Below are 15,843 nucleotides of genomic sequence, written 5' to 3' on the forward strand. Positions count from 1 at the left end.
CAACCCACCGGCTCGCGCCCGCCCTACGCAGCTATTCGCTCCGCCTCCGCAACGGCCTCGGCCAAGGTGTCCACAACCGGTACACCAACCTCCTCCAGGCTGGCCCGCCCGTGCGACCCCCCGGTGTACAGAACGGCCCGCGCCCCCACATGCAACGCCGCCACCGCATCATCGGCAGCGTCCCCGATCACCACCGTACGAGCCGGATCCACCCCGGCAAGCGCCGCGACATGCCGCTCCATGTGCTCCGCCTTGCTCCCCCCGGACGGCCCCACCCGCCCGTCCACCCGCACGAAGTGCGCCTCGATGCCGAACCCCCGCACCAACGGCACCAGCTCGTCATGCCCGTACATGCTGAGGATCGACTGACTACGCCCCGCCGACCGCCACCCGACGAGCAGCTCCGTCGCCCCGACCGTGAGCCCGCACCCCACCCGGTGCTCGGTGTAGTACCGGTGGAAGGTCTCGTCCATGACCAGCCACTCGGCCTCGGTGGGCAACCGCCCCATCAACCGCTCGTAGAACTTCGGCACCGGCACGCAGTACAACGCCCGGTACTGCTCCATCGTGATCGGCGCGAGCCCCAGCTCCGCGAACGCCGCGTTCGTCGCCCCGATGATCGCGTCATTGTCGTGGAACAGCGTCCCGTTCCAGTCCCAGACGATGTGCGCGCCCCTGTGCTTCCCCATGCCAAAAACGTACCCGCCCCCACTGACAATCAAGAGACCCGCAGCTCAAACGCCACAACGGGCGGGCGCCGGCAGCCTCAGCCGCCCAGCCCGACCAGATGAGGGATCTCCTGCGTGGCGTACCAGAGCAGCTCGTGGTCCTCGGTCCCGTCCACAACGAACTGCGCGTCGTCGTCCCCGGCGTCCGCCGCCGCCAGCGCCTCCGCCCCCGCGGCCACGTCCGCCTCCGCGTCATCCGCGTCGACATGCACCGCGGCCGCCTTGGCCAGCGCCACGCCCCCGGCGACCCGCACCTCACCGAGCGCCGCCGGATCGAGCCCCCGGTCGGGGTCGGCGACCGCCGCACCGTCGGGCACGTCGACCGCGACCACGACCCGGCGCCGCACCGCGCCCGCGTCCGCCGCCAGCAGCCGCAGCGAGGCGTGCGCGGCCCGGTTCAGCGCCGCGTACTCGAGTTCCTCGATGTCGTCGGAGAGGTACCACTCGCGCAACGCGGGCGTCACGGCGTAGGCGACGAGCGGGCCGGGCCCCAACTCGCCCGTCTTGTACGCCTCGGCGAGACCGGAGAGGGTCAGGGGGACGTAGACGCGCATGGTTGCCGCTTTCGTGGTCGGAGAGCGTGGACGAGGGCTCCGCGGAGGCTCCCGGCAGAGCGGTGACGACCTCCCGAAGGGCCTTCAGGATACGTGCGGGCGTCCCCTTTCGAGTCCCTGCCCGGCCCCGTGGGGGCGTCCACCCCCGTCCGGAAACTCACCCGGCACGCCCCCGCGGTCACGGGCTTCCGGCATCGCGGATCACCCGGATAAGCGAACATTCCGCGCCCTCGCCGCACCCCCCGCGCTTCCTTGCCGCCGTCGCCCTCAACCCCGTACAAGATCCCCAACCACCGAAGTTACCGCCCGGTACGCAGCGCATCGCACCGCTCCGCTCCGGGCTTCGCGAACGGGGATCTCCATGAACAAGGTCATGACCAGGTCGCAGCTCCGCCCGGGCACCCGCCCGCCGAGCCGCCGCGACTCCCGCCGCCCCGGCGGCACCCCGCCCCGCACCCCGGTCGGCGGAACGCCCCGCGCCACCCCCGACGACGGCCGCCCGCCGGGCTCCCCGGACGGCACCACCCGCACCAGGCCCACGGACAACCGCCCACCGGCGACCACAAGCCCCGCCACGCGCGGCGGAGCCACGCCCCTCCACCCGGGCCCCCGCGCCGCCCAGGCCCCGCCCAGGCCCGCCGTCCCGGTCCCCCAGCTCCACCCCACCGACCACATCGCCGAACTCCTCGTGCTGGTCCTCAGCGGTCAGCGCCCGGTCCACTCGATGCTCCGGCACACCGTCGGCCGCGCCTACGACGAACTCGCCGAGCTCGCCGAACGCGGCCCCCTCCGCGCCCGCGGCACCCGCCCCGTGGTCCGCGACATCGGCTACTACGTCCCGCGCCCCGGCGCCTTCGAGGCCTTCGCCCGCATCGGCGCCGGCGACCAGCTGCGCGCCATGGCCTTCCGCGTGGAACTCGGCCGGGACCGCCGCTGGCGCTGCACCGCGGTGGAACTGGGCGGCCCCCGCGACCGACGCACGGACGACCACGGACACCACGGCTGACACCCCGGCCGGCACCACGGCTGGCACACCACGGCGCTCCTACGCGACCCGAAGCAGCCGGGACGACCGAGCCGGCCCCACCGGCACGCGAAGGGCCGGGTCACCCCAGGTGACCCGGCCCTTCAATCCGCTACGGCGTCGCAGACACCGTCACTTCTTACGACGACGCCCACCACGCGACTGCTTGCGCCGCTCCGCGCGCGTGAGGCCGTCCGCCTCGGAGCGCACCGGCTCGTCGTCGTCGGCGAACTCGCCCTCGACGACACCGCCCTCGCCGTCCACGGTCGGCGCGGAGAAGTGCAGATCCCGGCGCTGCGGGGCGTCGAGGCCCTTGGCGCGGATCTCCGGGCGGGCGCCCGCCTGCGCCGGCACCGCGTCCTGCTTGTCCAGGGACGGCTTCTCGTCCTCGACCGGGACCTCCTCGACCTGCTGCTCGACCTGGACCTCCAGGTTGAACAGGTAGCCGACGGACTCCTCCTTGATGCCCTCCATCATGGCGGTGAACATGTCGAAGCCCTCGCGCTGGTACTCGACCAGCGGGTCCTTCTGCGCCATCGCGCGCAGGCCGATGCCCTCCTGGAGGTAGTCCATCTCGTAGAGGTGCTCGCGCCACTTGCGGTCCAGGACCGACAGCACGACCCGGCGCTCCAGCTCACGCATGATCTCGGAGCCGAGCTGTGCCTCACGGGCCTCGTACTGCTCGTGGATGTCGTCCTTGATGGACTCGGAGATGAAGTCGGCGGTCAGACCCGCGCGGTCGCCGGCCGCGTCCTCCAGCTCCTCGACGGTGATCTTCACCGGGTAGAGCTGCTTGAAGGCGCCCCACAGCCGGTCGAGGTCCCAGTCCTCCGCGAAGCCCTCGGCGGTCTCGGCGGCGATGTACGCGTCGATGGTGTCGTCCATGAAGTGCTGGATCTGCTCGTGCAGGTCCTCGCCCTCCAGGACGCGGCGGCGCTCGCCGTAGATGACCTCGCGCTGGCGGTTGAGGACCTCGTCGTACTTCAGGACGTTCTTGCGCGTCTCGAAGTTCTGCTGCTCGACCTGCGACTGGGCGGAGGCGATCGCGCGCGTGACCATCTTGTTCTCGATCGGCACGTCGTCCGGCACGTTGGCCATGGACATCACGCGCTCGACCATCTGGGCCTTGAACAGGCGCATCAGGTCGTCGCCGAGGGACAGGTAGAAGCGGGACTCGCCCGGGTCGCCCTGGCGACCGGAACGACCGCGCAGCTGGTTGTCGATACGACGCGACTCGTGCCGCTCGGTGCCCAGCACGTAGAGGCCGCCGAGGTCCTCGACCTCTTCCTTCTCGGCCTTCACGGCGAGCTCGGCACGTTCCAGAGCGGCCGGCAGGGCCTGCGCCCACTCCTCGATGTGCTCCTCGGGGTCGAGGCCGCGCTGCCGCAGCTCCGCCTCGGCGAGGTCCTCGGGGTTGCCGCCGAGCTTGATGTCGGTACCACGGCCGGCCATGTTGGTGGCCACGGTCACGGCGCCCTTGCGGCCGGCCTGGGCGACGATGATCGCCTCTCGGTCGTGCTGCTTGGCGTTCAGCACCTCGTGCTGGACGCCGCGCTTGCTGAGCTGCTGCGAGAGGTACTCGGACTTCTCGACCGAGGTGGTGCCGACGAGGATCGGCTGGCCCTTCTCGTGCTTCTCGACGATGTCGTCGACGACCGCCTCGAACTTCGCGACCTCGGTGCGGTAGATCAGGTCCGACTGGTCCTTGCGGATCATCGGCTTGTTGGTCGGGATCGGGACGACGCCGAGCTTGTAGATCTGGTGGAACTCGGCGGCCTCGGTCATCGCCGTACCGGTCATGCCGCACAGACCGGGCTGTTCCTTGCCGTCGTGGTCGTGGCGCTTGTAGAGGCGGAAGAAGTTCTGGAGGGTGATCGTGGCGAGCGTCTGGTTCTCGTCCTTGATGTCCACCCCTTCCTTCGCCTCGATCGCCTGGTGCATGCCCTCGTTGTAGCGGCGGCCGGCGAGGATACGGCCGGTGTGCTCGTCGACGATCATGACTTCGCCGTCCATGACGACGTAGTCCTTGTCCTTCTTGAAGAGCTCCTTGGCCTTGATGGCGTTGTTCAGGTAGCCCACCAGAGGCGTGTTCACCGACTCGTAGAGGTTGTCGATGCCCAGCCAGTCCTCGACCTTGGCGACACCGGCCTCGTGGATGGCGACGGTGCGCTTCTTCTCGTCGACCTCGTAGTCGCCGGTCTCCTCGATGCCCTTGAGGGGGTTGCCGGCCTCGCCCTTCTTCAGACGGGTGACCAGCTTGGCGAAGTCGCCGTACCACTTGGTGGCCTGGTCGGCCGGGCCGGAGATGATCAGCGGCGTACGGGCCTCGTCGACCAGGATGGAGTCGACCTCGTCGACGATGGCGAAGTTGTGGCCGCGCTGGACGAGCTCGTCCTTGGACCACGCCATGTTGTCGCGCAGGTAGTCGAAGCCGAACTCGTTGTTCGTGCCGTACGTGATGTCGCAGGCGTACTGCTCGCGGCGCTGGGCGGGCGTCATGTTGGCGAGGATGCAGCCGACTTCCAGGCCCAGGAACTTGTGGACGCGGCCCATCATCTCGGAGTCGCGCTCGGCCAGGTAGTCGTTGACCGTGATCAGGTGAACGCCCTTGCCGGACAGCGCGTTGAGATAGGCGGGCAGGGTGCCGACGAGGGTCTTGCCCTCACCGGTCTTCATCTCGGCGACGTAGCCGAGGTGGAGGGCGGCGCCGCCCATGATCTGCACGTCGTAGTGACGCTGGCCGAGGACGCGCTTGGCGGCCTCGCGCACGGTGGCGAACGCCTCGGGGAGCAGGTCGTCCAGGCTCTCGCCGTCGGTGTAGCGCTGCTTGTACTCATCGGTCAGGGCTCGCAGCTCGGCGTCGGAGAGGTCGACGAAGTCCTCTTCGATGGAGTTGACCTGGTCCGCGATGCGGTGCAGCTTGCGCAGGATCTTGCCTTCGCCTGCACGCATGATCTTCGAGAGGACGGACACGGGGGTTGGTCTCCTTGCCGGTCGGGCCTGGGACGGTCGGTTTCCATTTGACTTGACTGAGCAACGGCCATCGTAAGCGAGGACATGGCCACGCCGGGAGCCTGCCGGGGACGCCGACCGTCCACTGCTTCAAATCTCCGTCAAAGGGGACAACGGCCGGGGGTCGAGGATGGTGCCGCGTTCCGCCGACGAAATGCGCGAAAGGTGACCGCGCGCTCACGCACCGCAAAAAGATGGCGCTTGTCGTGAATCCCCAAGCAGAATCGGCCGATGGAACCCGTCACGCTCATCACCGGCCGCCTTCTGATGCGCACGGTCGGCCCGCCGGACACCGACACCGTGTACGAGGCCGCCCAGGACCCCGACATCCAGCGCTGGACCACCATCCCCTCGCCCTATCTGCGCGAGCACGCCGAGAGCTTCGCGGGCGAACTGGTCCCGGACGGCTGGGCGAACGGCTCCATGTTCACGTGGGGCCTCTTCCTCCCCGAAGGGGAGGAACTGGTGGGCATGCTCGGGCTGTCCATGCGTTCCATGAGCGCGGCCGAGGTCGGCTTCTGGGGCACGAAGGAGCACCGCGGCAACGGCTACGTCACCGAGGCCGTCCTCGCCGCGTCCCGCTGGGCCTTCACCCAGCTGTCGATCGACCGCGTGGAGTGGCGCGCGGAGGTCGGCAACCGCCCCTCGCGCGCGGTGGCGGAACGCTGCGGCTTCACCGTCGAGGGCGTCCTGCGCTCCGGGATCGTGAACCAGGGCGTACGGCGGGACTGCTGGGTGGGTTCGCTGCTGCCGTCGGACCTGGGGCTGCCGTCGACGGCGCCGTATCTGCCGGCGCGCGTGGAGCTCTCGTAGTGATCGCGCAGCTCACGCCCCGTTGTCAGTGCCACCGCCTATCGTCCCCCTCATGACGAGCCCGCGTCCCTCGACCGAACTGACCGCCGACGAAGCCCGCCGCATCGCCCTGCGCGCCCAGGGTTTCCTCGGCACCCCCGACCGCCGGGCCGGTGTCCGCGGCGTCCTGCGTCACCTCGGCGCGGTCCAGCTCGACACCATCTCGGTCCTCGCCCGCTCCCACGAGCTCATCCCGTACGCCCGCCTGGGAGCGGTCGGCCGCAAGACCGTCGAGAACGCCTATTGGACCGAGACCCACGCCTTCGAGTACTGGTCCCACGCGGCCTGCATCCTCCCCATCGAGGAGTGGCCGCACTTCGCGTTCCGCCGCCGCGCCTACCGCGACCGCCCGCACTGGAACCACGACCTCCCCGAGGGCACCTACGAACAGGTCATCAAGCAGCTCCGCGCCGAAGGCCCCCTCACGGCCACGGAGCTGGGCGGCGCGAAGAAGACCAGCGAGTGGTGGGACTGGTCGGGCACCAAGGTCGCCGTGGAGCGCGCGCTCATGTACGGCGAGGTCGTCTGTGTGGAGCGCCGCGGCTGGAAGCGGGTGTACGACCTCGCGGAGCGCGCCGTCCCGGAGGCCCTGCTGCACGATGAGCTGGACGACACCGAGTGCCTGCGCCGCCTGGTCCGCCTCGCCGGTCAGTCCCTCGGCGTCGGCACCCGCGCGGACATCGCCGACTACCACCGCCTCAAGGCCGAGCAGGTCGACGCGGTGATCGCCGACTCGGGCCTGGTCCCGGTCACGGTCGAGGGCTGGGGCAAGCCCGCCTGGGCCGACCCGCAGGCCCTGGCGACTCCGCCGCGCGGCCGCCACCGTACGACGCTGCTGTCGCCGTTCGACTCCCTGATCTGGGAACGTGCGCGCACGGAGCGGATCTTCGGCTTCACCCACCGCCTGGAGGCCTACGTCCCCAAGCCGAAGCGGGTCTACGGCTACTTCGCGATGCCGGTCCTGGCCGGCGGCCGTCTCGTCGGCCGCGTGGACCCCGCGCGGGAGGGCCGCACCCTGGTGGCCCGGCAGGTCACGCTGGACGGCCCGAAGGCGGTCCCGGCGGTCGCCCAGGCACTGGTCGGGGCGGCGAGCTGGGTGGACTGCACGGACGTACGCGTGGAGCGGGTGGACGCGCCCGAACTGCGCGCGCCCCTGATCAAGGCGCTAGCGGATCTCTAGGATCTTCTCCCGCATCGCATAGACGACGGCCTCCATCCTGGAGTGCAGCTGAAGCTTCTCCAGGATGTTGCGCACGTGGTTCTTCACGGTGTTCTCGGAGATGAACAACTCCTTGGCGATATCGCGGTTGTTCATTCCGGTGGCGACGAGTTTGAGGACTTCCAGCTCACGGTCGGTGAGCCGCGGCGCAGGCACGAGCCGCCGCTCGTCCGTCCGCTGGATCATCGACTTGAACTCGGTGAGCAGCTTCGACGCCATGGACGGGCTGATCTGCGACTGTCCGTCGGCGACCGCGCGAATCGCGGTGGCCACCTCGTCGGTCGAGATCTCCTTGAGGAGATATCCGGTCGCGCCCGCCTTGATCGCCTCGTAGAGGTCGGCCTCCTCGTCGCTGATCGTCAGCATGATGATCTTCGCGCTGGGGGCCACCTCTTTGATGGAGGTGCAGGCCTCGATACCGCCCCGCTTGGGCATCCGTACGTCCATCAGGACGATGTCGGGCAGCAGGTCGGCGGCCTTGTCGACGGCCTCGGCGCCGTCGCCCGCCTCGCCCACGACCTGGATGTCCTCCTCGGCCGCGAGCACGATCTCCAGTCCCCGCCGAAAGAGGGCATGGTCGTCCACGACCAGGACACGGATCGGCTCCTTGCGTGGTGAGCCCGTGTCCGGGCCCAAGTCGGTGACGCCGTCGCCGGCGTCTCCGTCCTGCATCGGTCCGAAGCTGTCCGCCATCGTTCCTCCCCCTGAAGGCTGTGGCTGGTCCTGTGCCATCGCCAACCCAAGGCAACGGCCCAGCGGTTGGGCCGGTGCGGCCATGATTTCATGCCCGGACGACACCGCGGTGACCGAGCGGGGCGCGAAGTGGTCGCACACCGGTGCCCCTGGGGGCGCACACGCGCTCCAGGGGCACCGGCTCAGCCGTCAGGCCGGGCGGTCAGCCACCCAGCGTGCCACCGGCCGCGGGGGGCTGCGCCTGGGCGACCATGGGGTCCGTGCTGAGGTGGATGACGCCGTAGTCGTAGGCGTGCCGTCGGTAGACGACACTCGGTTCCTTCGTCTCGGAATCGACGAACAAGTAGAAGTCGTGCCCGACCAGCTCCATCTCGTACAGCGCCTGGTCGAGGGTCATCGGGGAGGCGACGTGGGTCTTCTCGCGGACGATGAGGGGGCCTTCGCCCTTCACTTCCAGCGAGCCGATCTTCTTGGTGGGGACGCCGTCCGGCTCTTCGTCATGGACGGGGACGCCGTTGCCGTTGAGGGTGGCCGCGCCCGGGACGTGGTCGGCGACCTCGGCTGCCGAGATCCGGCGCGCACCGCGGCGCGAGAAACGCTTGTCGTGCTGCTTGCGCAGGCGGGCGTCCAGCTTTTCCGCCGCCAGGTCCAGCGCCGCGTACGGATCGCTTGCCGCCGCCTCCGCCCGGATCACCGGACCGCGGGAGCGGAGCGTGATCTCCACTCGGTCACAGCGGTCGGCTTGTCGGGGGTTGGGCTCCTTGGACACCTCGACGTCGAGGCTGATCACCTTGCCGTCGAGCTTCTGGATCTTCTCCAGCTTCAGCTTCTCGGCCACGTGCTTGCGGAACCGCTCGGGCACCTCGGTCTTGCGGCCCTTGACGACGATGTCCACGCAGAACTCCGTTCCCGGATCACTCCGCTGCGACGGCGGAGCATCTCCCTTTTGCACCAGGCTCCGGTGAGTCCCGGAACCTCGGACTCGGTGACTTCCACCTCCTCCCCCGCGGGCAAGATCTCCACTCCACCAGCGCGGGTGATTGTGAAAAACCCGCAGCACGGCAATCGGATATGAGAGGCGTGGCCTGGGCCTTTCCTCACAACCGAACATATCTCGCCCGGACGGATGTCGTCACCCTCTACCGCGGCGTACCTCCGTTCAGGTGAATTGGTCCTCTCATTACCTGCAACGATGCAAGTGCACAGTCAGTTCCGGTTTATTTCGAAAGCATCCGGCGACGCAGCGACCACCGCCGCGCAGACGACGTCACCACGCCCGCCCGCGAGCCCCGCACCCCGCATTCCCGCCCGTCCGCCCTGCTCACCCGCTTTCGCCCGCACCGATCCGTCCTCTCCCCCTCTGCCTTCCCGACCCACGGCCCCGTACACGGCAGTCACACCACTTCCACACCCACCCACCCCCCGACGCCGCACAACCGCCTCTCCCCCATACGCGCGCCTCCCCCCGAACCCCTCAACCGCGTCACCGTCCTCCTCGGCCATCGCCGCCCGCACGGCCCGCGCGGCCTCCGCGAGGGACGCCCCCGTCGTCAGGACGTCGTCGACCAGCACGACCGGACCCCCGAGCAGCAGCCGCCCACCGCCGGGTACCACGGAGAGCGCGCCGGCGAGATTGTCCAGCCGCTCCCGGGAGTTGAGCCCCGCCTGGTCAGCCACTCCACGCCGCTGCCGCAGCACCGAGAGGACCCGCGCCGGCACCCCGCCCCGCCGCAGCTCCGCGGCCGCGGCCAGCGCGATCCGCCGCGCCGGGTCATGCCCACGCGCGGCCACAGCCGCACGCGCGGACGGAACGGGCACAAGCAACAGCCCCGCACCAGCACCAGCACCAGCAAGCCCACACGCCGCGCCCCCGGCCAGACGCCCCCCATCTCGCCCGGCCAAACCCTCTCCAGGCCCCTCCCAAGCCCCCTGCCCCCGCGTCTGCGCCGCCCGCAGCCCCGCCCGGACCGATCCCGCCAGTGCCCTCCCCAACGGCCCGGCAAGCGCCAGCGCGCCGCGTTCCTTGTGGGCCAGCAGCACAGCCCGCGCCGCGTCGGCATACGGCGCCGCCGCGTGCACCGAAGGCAACCCCACCGGCTCCGGCACCGGTCGCACCCGGCGCGGTGTGCTCCCGCTCAGAACGGCGCGGCACTCCGGGCAGAGCACCGCACGAGGCGTCCCGCAGCCCCCGCACTCGGCCGGCAGCACCAGATCCTTGAGGTCCCGCCACCACCCCCGCATGCCCACCACTGTGCCCACGCCCGAGCCCCCGGGCCACCCCTGTGGATAACTCTCTGTGGACAACCCACCACCGCACGCACAGACACGTCAGGTCGGCCTACCCGGGATAAGCCGGTCTACCCGGGATAAACCGGCGCCGTCCCGTCCTTGACCACCTGCTGCCACTTCGACCCCGACGACAACCGGACGATGCCGTCCTCCTCGGAGTACGCCACCAGCGGCAGCTGCTCCTCCTCGGACGCGGCGAGGGCCTTCACCCCCGTCAGCGCGGCGGGCGGCGACCCCACCGGAGTGGAGCCGTCGACCTGGACGTACGCCATCTGCTGCACGCCACCGCGTTCGCGCCCGACCAGCACCAGGCGGCTGTCACCCGCCCAGGACATCGCGGTGACCTCCTCCAACTGCGGTGTGACCGAACGCAGTTCGACCACGGAGACGGCACCCTCGTCCGTCTTGTCGTCCCGTTCGACCCGCCCTATGGAGAGGGACTTCTTGCCGTCCTTCTCCACGATGAGCGCGATCCGCACCCCGTCGGCGGCCAGCCGCACCGCGTCGATCCGCCCGTCCAGCCCCGGGGTCGAGACCTCGATCGGCTCGCCCGCGCCGTCCTTCAGGAACAGCAGTCGGGGCCGGTCGGGATCGCGGTCGGCCACCCACAGGTTGCCGTCGCCGTCCCAACTGGGCGTGGTGAGACGGTCCTTCTGCGTCTTGCCGTCGCTGTGCAGCACCGGATCGCCGAGCGAGGCGCCCGACACCAGCGACCCGACGTACAGCTCACTGCCGTCGAGCGTGACCCCGGCCGCCATCCGCTCGTCCCGCGACACCGCGGCCGAGCGCAGTTCCTTGGCCCCCTCGCCCAGCGCGCCGGGCACCGGCGTGACGTCCGGGTTGCTGCTCTCGCTCGGCAGCCGCACGAGCCGGTGCTTGCCGTCGAGGAAGTACTGGTACTCGTTCTTGCCCACCCCGTGCACCACGGCGTTCTCGGCGTCGCTCGCCGTGGCCGTGCACAGCTGCGTGCCGTCGGAGCCCTGGAGGGCGACGTCGTCCACACCCGCAGGGGTCAGATCCCGCAGCGTGAACAGCAGTTGCGCGGCCATCTCCTGGCACCGGCCCGCGCCGACCCGGTTCGCCCTGGCGTTCAGCGGCACCGTCAGCCGGTTCTGCTCGTCGGGCGTCAGCGAGGTGACTCCCTTGCGCAGCTTCAGCTTCGTCCCCGTGGGGAAGCTCGACCTGACGACCGGGTCGAGCCAGCGCGAGGGACCCGCGAGCAGCAGCCGTACCGTCTGCGTCATCGGGTCGACCTTCTTGCGGACGTACACGGGGTCGGCGACGGCCACCGGCTGCCCGCCCGTGGCGGAGGGCGTGTTCGAGGCGAAGTAGTACTTGTTGACCGACGTGTAGTTGCGCAGGAAGTCCGACTTGCCCATCACGACACCGGGCGGCGGCGCGTCGATGCGCCACTGATGGCTCTTCTTCTCCCGGATGAGGTGCAGCGGCTTGTCGTAGGTGCCCGCGGCGGGGGCGTACGTCTGCTGCCCGTCCACGGTGGCGATCTTGTCGCCGTACAGCCGGAACGAGGACTCGGACTGCGTGTCCCGGCCGTTCACGCCCTCCGGAGTCGCCCCCGGCCCCTCTTCCAGCACGGTCAAGGACGCCTCGGGCTTCCACGCCTTCGCGGCGTCGCCGGTCAGATACTTCTTCGCCGTCTCGAACTGGGGATCGTCGCTGGTCAGCGCCTCGAGGAAGCCGTCCACGATCTCCCTGGCGCCGGCGTTCTCCCGGGGCGGCAGCGCGAAGACCCGCACCTGTGTGTCCTGCCGGGGCGTGGATTCCACGTCGCGCAGATCCCCGCTGTCCGGCATCGAGGCGCACCCCGCCAGCAGTACGGCGCCACAGACGGCGTACGCCACCGTGCGCACCGGCTTCCGCCGCCGGCCGCCCCCCACACGGTCAGCGCCCACGGCTGGCCTCCCCTTGCTTGCTGCGGTCCTGCGACCCGGCGTTCCGGGCGTCGGGAGCTGGTGCCTCGGGCGCCGGCGCGTTCTGCGAGGACTCGCCCTGCGAGGGCGCGTCCGTCGCGCTGTCGTCCGCCGGGCGTGCGCCCCCGGTGGGCCGCGGCACCACGCGCGCGCCGTTGCCCGGCAGCGCGGTGGGGTCGGCGGTGGGGGGCGCGGCGTTCAGCCGGGGCGCGAGCGGCGCCCGCGCGGGCGCCTGTTCACCCGCCGGCTGCACCGGTACGGTGGCGCGCTTCTCCCCGTCGCCCGCCCCGCGCGGCAGTCCGGCGTCATTAAGTCCACGGTTACGACGTGAGTCCTTGGGTTCCAGCGGTATCGGCGAGCCCCTGAGCGGCTCGTCCGCGGTCCGCGGCAGCGTCAGCCGGAACTGCGATCCGCCACCGGGTTCACCCCAGGCCTGCAGCCAGCCGCCGTGCAGCCGCGCGTCCTCCAGGGCGATGGACAGCCCCAGGCCCGTACCGCCGGTGGTACGCGCGCGTGCCGGGTCGGCCCGCCAGAAGCGGCTGAACACGCGCGTGGCCTCGCCGGGCTTGAGCCCGACTCCGTAGTCGCGCACAGCGACCGCGACCGCGCCGCCCGCCGAGGCGAGCTTGACGATGACGTCCCTGCCCTCGCCGTGCTCGACGGCGTTGACGACGAGGTTGCGCAGCACCCGCTCCACACGCCGCGCATCGGCCTCGGCGACGACGGGCTGCTGGTCGCCCAGCACCTGTATCCGCGTGCCCTTGCGCTCGGCGAGCGGCGCCGCACCGCTGACGACCCGCTTCACGACCTCCCGCAGATCGATCGGCTCCGCCTCCAGCGCCGCCGCGCCCGCGTCGAACCGGCTGATCTCCAGCAGGTCGGCGAGCAGCGACTCGAACCGGTCCAGCTGGTCGGCGAGCAGCTCCGCCGACCGCGCGGTCACCGGATCGAAGTCCTCGCGCGCGTCATGGATGACGTCCGCGGCCATCCGTACGGTGGTCAGCGGCGTCCGCAGCTCGTGCGACACGTCGGAGACGAACCGCCGCTGCATCCGCGACAGGTCCTCCAACTGCTGGATCTTCAGCTGGAGGTTCTGCGCCATCTTGTTGAAGGCCTCACCGAGGCGGGCGATGTCATCCTCACCGGTGACCTTCATACGTTCCTGCAAACGCCCCGCGGAGAGCCGCTCGGCGATCCCGGCCGCCATCCGCACCGGCGTGACGACCTGCCGCACCACGAGCCAGGCGACGGCCCCGAGAAGGACGACGACGAAGAGCCCGGCGGTCGCCAGCGTCCCCTTGACCAGGCTCAGCGACTTCTCCTCCTGCGTGAGCGGGAAGAGGTAGTAGAGCTGGTACGGGTCGTCGTTCGGGTCGTCGACCTGCTTGCCGATGATCAGCGCCGGCTGCGACTCGTCGCCGTTGGTGTACTGGATGCGGGTGTACTTCTGGGCCGCCAGGCTGCTGTCGCTGTCGACGCGTTCCCGCAGGTCCTCGGGGACGCTCGCGGTGGGGTCGACCTCGCCGGAGGCACGCGGTCCGCGGCCGCCGCTGTCGTCACCGGCCGCGGGCAGCGTGACGACGTCGAAGGCGCCCTGGCCGCCGCTGGAGAGCGACTCCACCAGGTCGCCCATCCATGAGCTGACGTTCTGGTTGGCGCGGTCGTCCGCGCTGTCGTCCCCGTTCGCGGTGAACGCCGTGTCGGCCTTCTGCTTGGCCGACGCGAAACCACCGGTGGCCTGGCTCTGCGAGGCCTTCACCTTGGCGTCCAGCAGGCCGTTGCGCACCTGGCCGATGACGACGAATCCGAGCAGCAGGACGACACCGAGCGACATCAGCAGGGTCGTGGCGACGACCCTGAGCTGGATGTTGCGCCGCCACAGCCGCATGACGGGCAGCAGCGGCCGCCGTACCCAGCGCATGAACAACCGCAGGACCGGGCTGCCCTGGACACCGCCCTGGAGCAGCCCGCCCTCGAAGAAGCGCCCCCAGCGGGAGCCGCCCGTCTTCCGCCCGACAGGCCGCCCCGCACTCGCCCCGGTCCGTCCGGGCGACGAAGCGGCACTGTCTCCGGACATGTCAGCTGGGTCCTGCCTTGTATCCCACACCACGGACGGTCACCACGATCTCCGGCCGCTCCGGGTCCTTCTCGACCTTGGAGCGAAGCCGCTGCACATGCACATTCACGAGCCGGGTGTCGGCGGCGTGCCGGTATCCCCACACCTGCTCGAGCAGCACCTCGCGCGTGAACACCTGCCACGGCTTGCGCGCGAGCGCGACCAGCAGGTCGAACTCCAGCGGCGTCAGCGCGATCGACTGCCCGTCCCGCTTCACCGAGTGCCCGGCCACGTCGATGACCAGGTCACCGATGGCGAGCTGCTCCGGCGCCGGCTCCTCCGACCTCCGCAGCCGCGCCCGGATCCGGGCGACCAGCTCCTTCGGCTTGAACGGCTTCACGATGTAGTCGTCGGCGCCGGACTCCAGCCCGACCACCACGTCCACGGTGTCGCTCTTGGCCGTCAGCATCACGATCGGCACACCCGACTCGGCCCTGATCAGCCGGCACACCTCGATGCCGTCCCGACCGGGCAGCATCAGGTCCAGCAGCACCAGATCGGGTTTGCTCTCCCGGAACGCGGCCAGCGCCTTGTCGCCGTCGGCTACGAAAGACGGCTCAAAACCTTCACCACGCAGCACAATGCCGAGCATCTCGGCCAGTGCGGTGTCGTCGTCGACGACAAGGACTCGTCCCTTCATAAACGACATCATCCCATTCTCATAACAGTGGCGAAGGCAGTGGTGAGATAGCTCACCGGCCAGTGACCTTAGTCGTACCGGGCGGTCACTGTCTGCCCTCGTCCGCCGACGTTGATGTCAGCCATGGATGTCAGCCGTGATGACTCGCGACGCGCCGCCTCCCTCTCAGGTCCCCAGCGATGGGAGATCGCTCAAGGTGCGCCGAAGGTCCTGCGGGCGTAAACCGGAGATAGGGGGCAAGTAGGTGACGAGATGACGGACCGTACTGGCTCTCCCGCACCGGCTTCCAGCTCTGGCGCCTTCGAGAGCGTGAAGAACGCGTTGGACAACGTCCTGTGGGTCATCGCCACAGGGTCAACACTCATCGGGTTCGTGAAGGATGCCGGAGGCGTGGGCGCCTTGCTCACCAACATCGGCTTGTTTGGGATCTCCTGCTACATCGGGCTCTTCCCAGCCGTCTTGCTGTTGCTCGGGATCAACTGGCTCTTCGAGAACCACTACCGCAGGGACATCACGGATGGCGCGGGCATGGTGCTCCTTGGAGGCGCCGTCCTCATAGCTGGATGGCTCATCTATCAGGCGCTCTTCCCAGAGGGCTGGACGGACGATCTAGACGCGTTCGGCCGCGCCTTCTTCATGCTCGTTGGTATAGCCACGATTGCCGCCCCGGTTCTGGTGTGGCTTCACCGTAAGGGCAGCACGCCCAGGGCTCACTGATGGCTGTCACGCGCATGCGCATGTGCGACCCAGACCGCCGCTGTCCGCGCCTGACAGGCTGCGGTCGC

Annotated in this window: 13 protein-coding genes; 4 read left to right on the forward strand and 9 right to left on the reverse strand. The window is 70.1% G+C overall.

Going from position 1 to position 15,843, the window contains the following annotated elements:
- Positions 1 to 23 precede the first annotated feature (23 nt).
- Both EJC51_RS20450 and EJC51_RS20455 read right to left on the reverse strand, forming a co-directional pair.
- The gene (locus EJC51_RS20450; RefSeq protein WP_126272413.1) at positions 24 to 689 is read right to left on the reverse strand and encodes an HAD family hydrolase; all 666 of its coding nucleotides are present in this window, start codon (positions 687 to 689) and stop codon (positions 24 to 26) included.
- A 77-nt stretch (positions 690 to 766) separates the two neighbouring features.
- Positions 767 to 1,282: a DUF6912 family protein gene (locus EJC51_RS20455; protein ID WP_126272414.1), complete on the reverse strand. Its 516-nt coding sequence runs from the start codon at positions 1,280 to 1,282 to the stop codon at positions 767 to 769.
- A 361-nt stretch (positions 1,283 to 1,643) separates the two neighbouring features.
- On the opposite strand from EJC51_RS20455, the gene EJC51_RS20460 reads away from it, so the two are divergent.
- Positions 1,644 to 2,288, forward strand: coding sequence for an Rv3235 family protein (locus EJC51_RS20460; protein ID WP_126272415.1), 645 nt, complete (start codon positions 1,644 to 1,646; stop codon positions 2,286 to 2,288).
- 150 nt (positions 2,289 to 2,438) lie between these two features.
- On the opposite strand, the gene secA is transcribed toward EJC51_RS20460, so the two are convergent.
- Positions 2,439 to 5,279: a preprotein translocase subunit SecA gene (gene secA, locus EJC51_RS20465; protein ID WP_126272416.1), complete on the reverse strand. Its 2,841-nt coding sequence runs from the start codon at positions 5,277 to 5,279 to the stop codon at positions 2,439 to 2,441.
- A 270-nt stretch (positions 5,280 to 5,549) separates the two neighbouring features.
- Here secA and EJC51_RS20470 point away from each other — a divergent pair, with 270 nt between their 5' ends.
- A complete protein-coding gene (locus tag EJC51_RS20470) occupies positions 5,550 to 6,131 on the forward strand; it encodes a GNAT family N-acetyltransferase (RefSeq protein ID WP_126272417.1) in 582 nt (193 codons plus the stop codon).
- Positions 6,132 to 6,183: 52 nt separating this feature from the next.
- Positions 6,184 to 7,350 carry a winged helix-turn-helix domain-containing protein gene (locus EJC51_RS20475; protein ID WP_126272418.1) on the forward strand — a complete coding sequence of 389 codons (1,167 nt, stop codon included), beginning with the start codon at positions 6,184 to 6,186 and terminating at the stop codon, positions 7,348 to 7,350.
- Here EJC51_RS20475 and EJC51_RS20480 read toward each other — a convergent pair.
- The 6 genes from EJC51_RS20480 to mtrA all read right to left on the reverse strand — a co-directional run bounded on the left by EJC51_RS20480 (position 7,336) and on the right by mtrA (position 15,070).
- On the reverse strand, positions 7,336 to 8,082 hold the full coding sequence (locus EJC51_RS20480) for a response regulator (RefSeq protein WP_059192166.1): 747 nt from the start codon (positions 8,080 to 8,082) through the stop codon (positions 7,336 to 7,338). The two genes, EJC51_RS20475 and EJC51_RS20480, sit on opposite strands and share 15 nt — an antisense overlap.
- 202 nt (positions 8,083 to 8,284) lie before the next feature.
- On the reverse strand, positions 8,285 to 8,977 hold the full coding sequence (gene hpf / locus EJC51_RS20485; RefSeq protein ID WP_126272419.1) for a ribosome hibernation-promoting factor, HPF/YfiA family: 693 nt from the start codon (positions 8,975 to 8,977) through the stop codon (positions 8,285 to 8,287).
- A 311-nt stretch (positions 8,978 to 9,288) separates the two neighbouring features.
- Positions 9,289 to 10,323, reverse strand: a complete 1,035-nt coding sequence (locus tag EJC51_RS48765; protein ID WP_244363421.1) for a ComF family protein — start codon at positions 10,321 to 10,323, stop codon at positions 9,289 to 9,291.
- A gap of 116 nt (positions 10,324 to 10,439) precedes the next feature.
- On the reverse strand, positions 10,440 to 12,284 hold the full coding sequence (locus tag EJC51_RS20495) for an LpqB family beta-propeller domain-containing protein (protein WP_126272421.1): 1,845 nt from the start codon (positions 12,282 to 12,284) through the stop codon (positions 10,440 to 10,442).
- Positions 12,274 to 14,379: an MtrAB system histidine kinase MtrB gene (gene mtrB / locus EJC51_RS20500; protein ID WP_126272422.1), complete on the reverse strand. Its 2,106-nt coding sequence runs from the start codon at positions 14,377 to 14,379 to the stop codon at positions 12,274 to 12,276. Before mtrB ends, EJC51_RS20495 begins: the two co-directional genes overlap by 11 nt.
- 1 nt (position 14,380) lies before the next feature.
- A complete protein-coding gene (gene mtrA, locus EJC51_RS20505; RefSeq protein ID WP_187284748.1) occupies positions 14,381 to 15,070 on the reverse strand; it encodes a two-component system response regulator MtrA in 690 nt (229 codons plus the stop codon).
- 240 nt (positions 15,071 to 15,310) lie between these two features.
- Between mtrA and EJC51_RS20510 the strand changes: the two genes are divergently transcribed.
- Complete coding sequence (locus tag EJC51_RS20510; RefSeq protein ID WP_126272423.1) at positions 15,311 to 15,775, forward strand: hypothetical protein; 465 nt, start codon at positions 15,311 to 15,313, stop codon at positions 15,773 to 15,775.
- Positions 15,776 to 15,843: the final 68 nt, after the last annotated feature.

The organism is Streptomyces aquilus (assembly GCF_003955715.1).
GTDB lineage: Bacteria > Actinomycetota > Actinomycetes > Streptomycetales > Streptomycetaceae > Streptomyces > Streptomyces aquilus.

Coding starts and splice junctions, on each gene's coding strand:
- EJC51_RS48765 (WP_244363421.1), bottom strand. CDS start 10,323: ATGCGGGGGTGGTGGCGGGACCTCAAGGATCTGGTGCTGCCGGCCGAG.
- EJC51_RS20475 (WP_126272418.1), top strand. CDS start 6,184: ATGACGAGCCCGCGTCCCTCGACCGAACTGACCGCCGACGAAGCCCGC.
- EJC51_RS20480 (WP_059192166.1), bottom strand. CDS start 8,082: ATGGCGGACAGCTTCGGACCGATGCAGGACGGAGACGCCGGCGACGGC.
- EJC51_RS20450 (WP_126272413.1), bottom strand. CDS start 689: ATGGGGAAGCACAGGGGCGCGCACATCGTCTGGGACTGGAACGGGACG.
- EJC51_RS20510 (WP_126272423.1), top strand. CDS start 15,311: ATGACGGACCGTACTGGCTCTCCCGCACCGGCTTCCAGCTCTGGCGCC.
- mtrB (WP_126272422.1), bottom strand. CDS start 14,379: ATGTCCGGAGACAGTGCCGCTTCGTCGCCCGGACGGACCGGGGCGAGT.
- mtrA (WP_187284748.1), bottom strand. CDS start 15,070: ATGATGTCGTTTATGAAGGGACGAGTCCTTGTCGTCGACGACGACACC.
- EJC51_RS20470 (WP_126272417.1), top strand. CDS start 5,550: ATGGAACCCGTCACGCTCATCACCGGCCGCCTTCTGATGCGCACGGTC.
- EJC51_RS20460 (WP_126272415.1), top strand. CDS start 1,644: ATGAACAAGGTCATGACCAGGTCGCAGCTCCGCCCGGGCACCCGCCCG.
- EJC51_RS20455 (WP_126272414.1), bottom strand. CDS start 1,282: ATGCGCGTCTACGTCCCCCTGACCCTCTCCGGTCTCGCCGAGGCGTAC.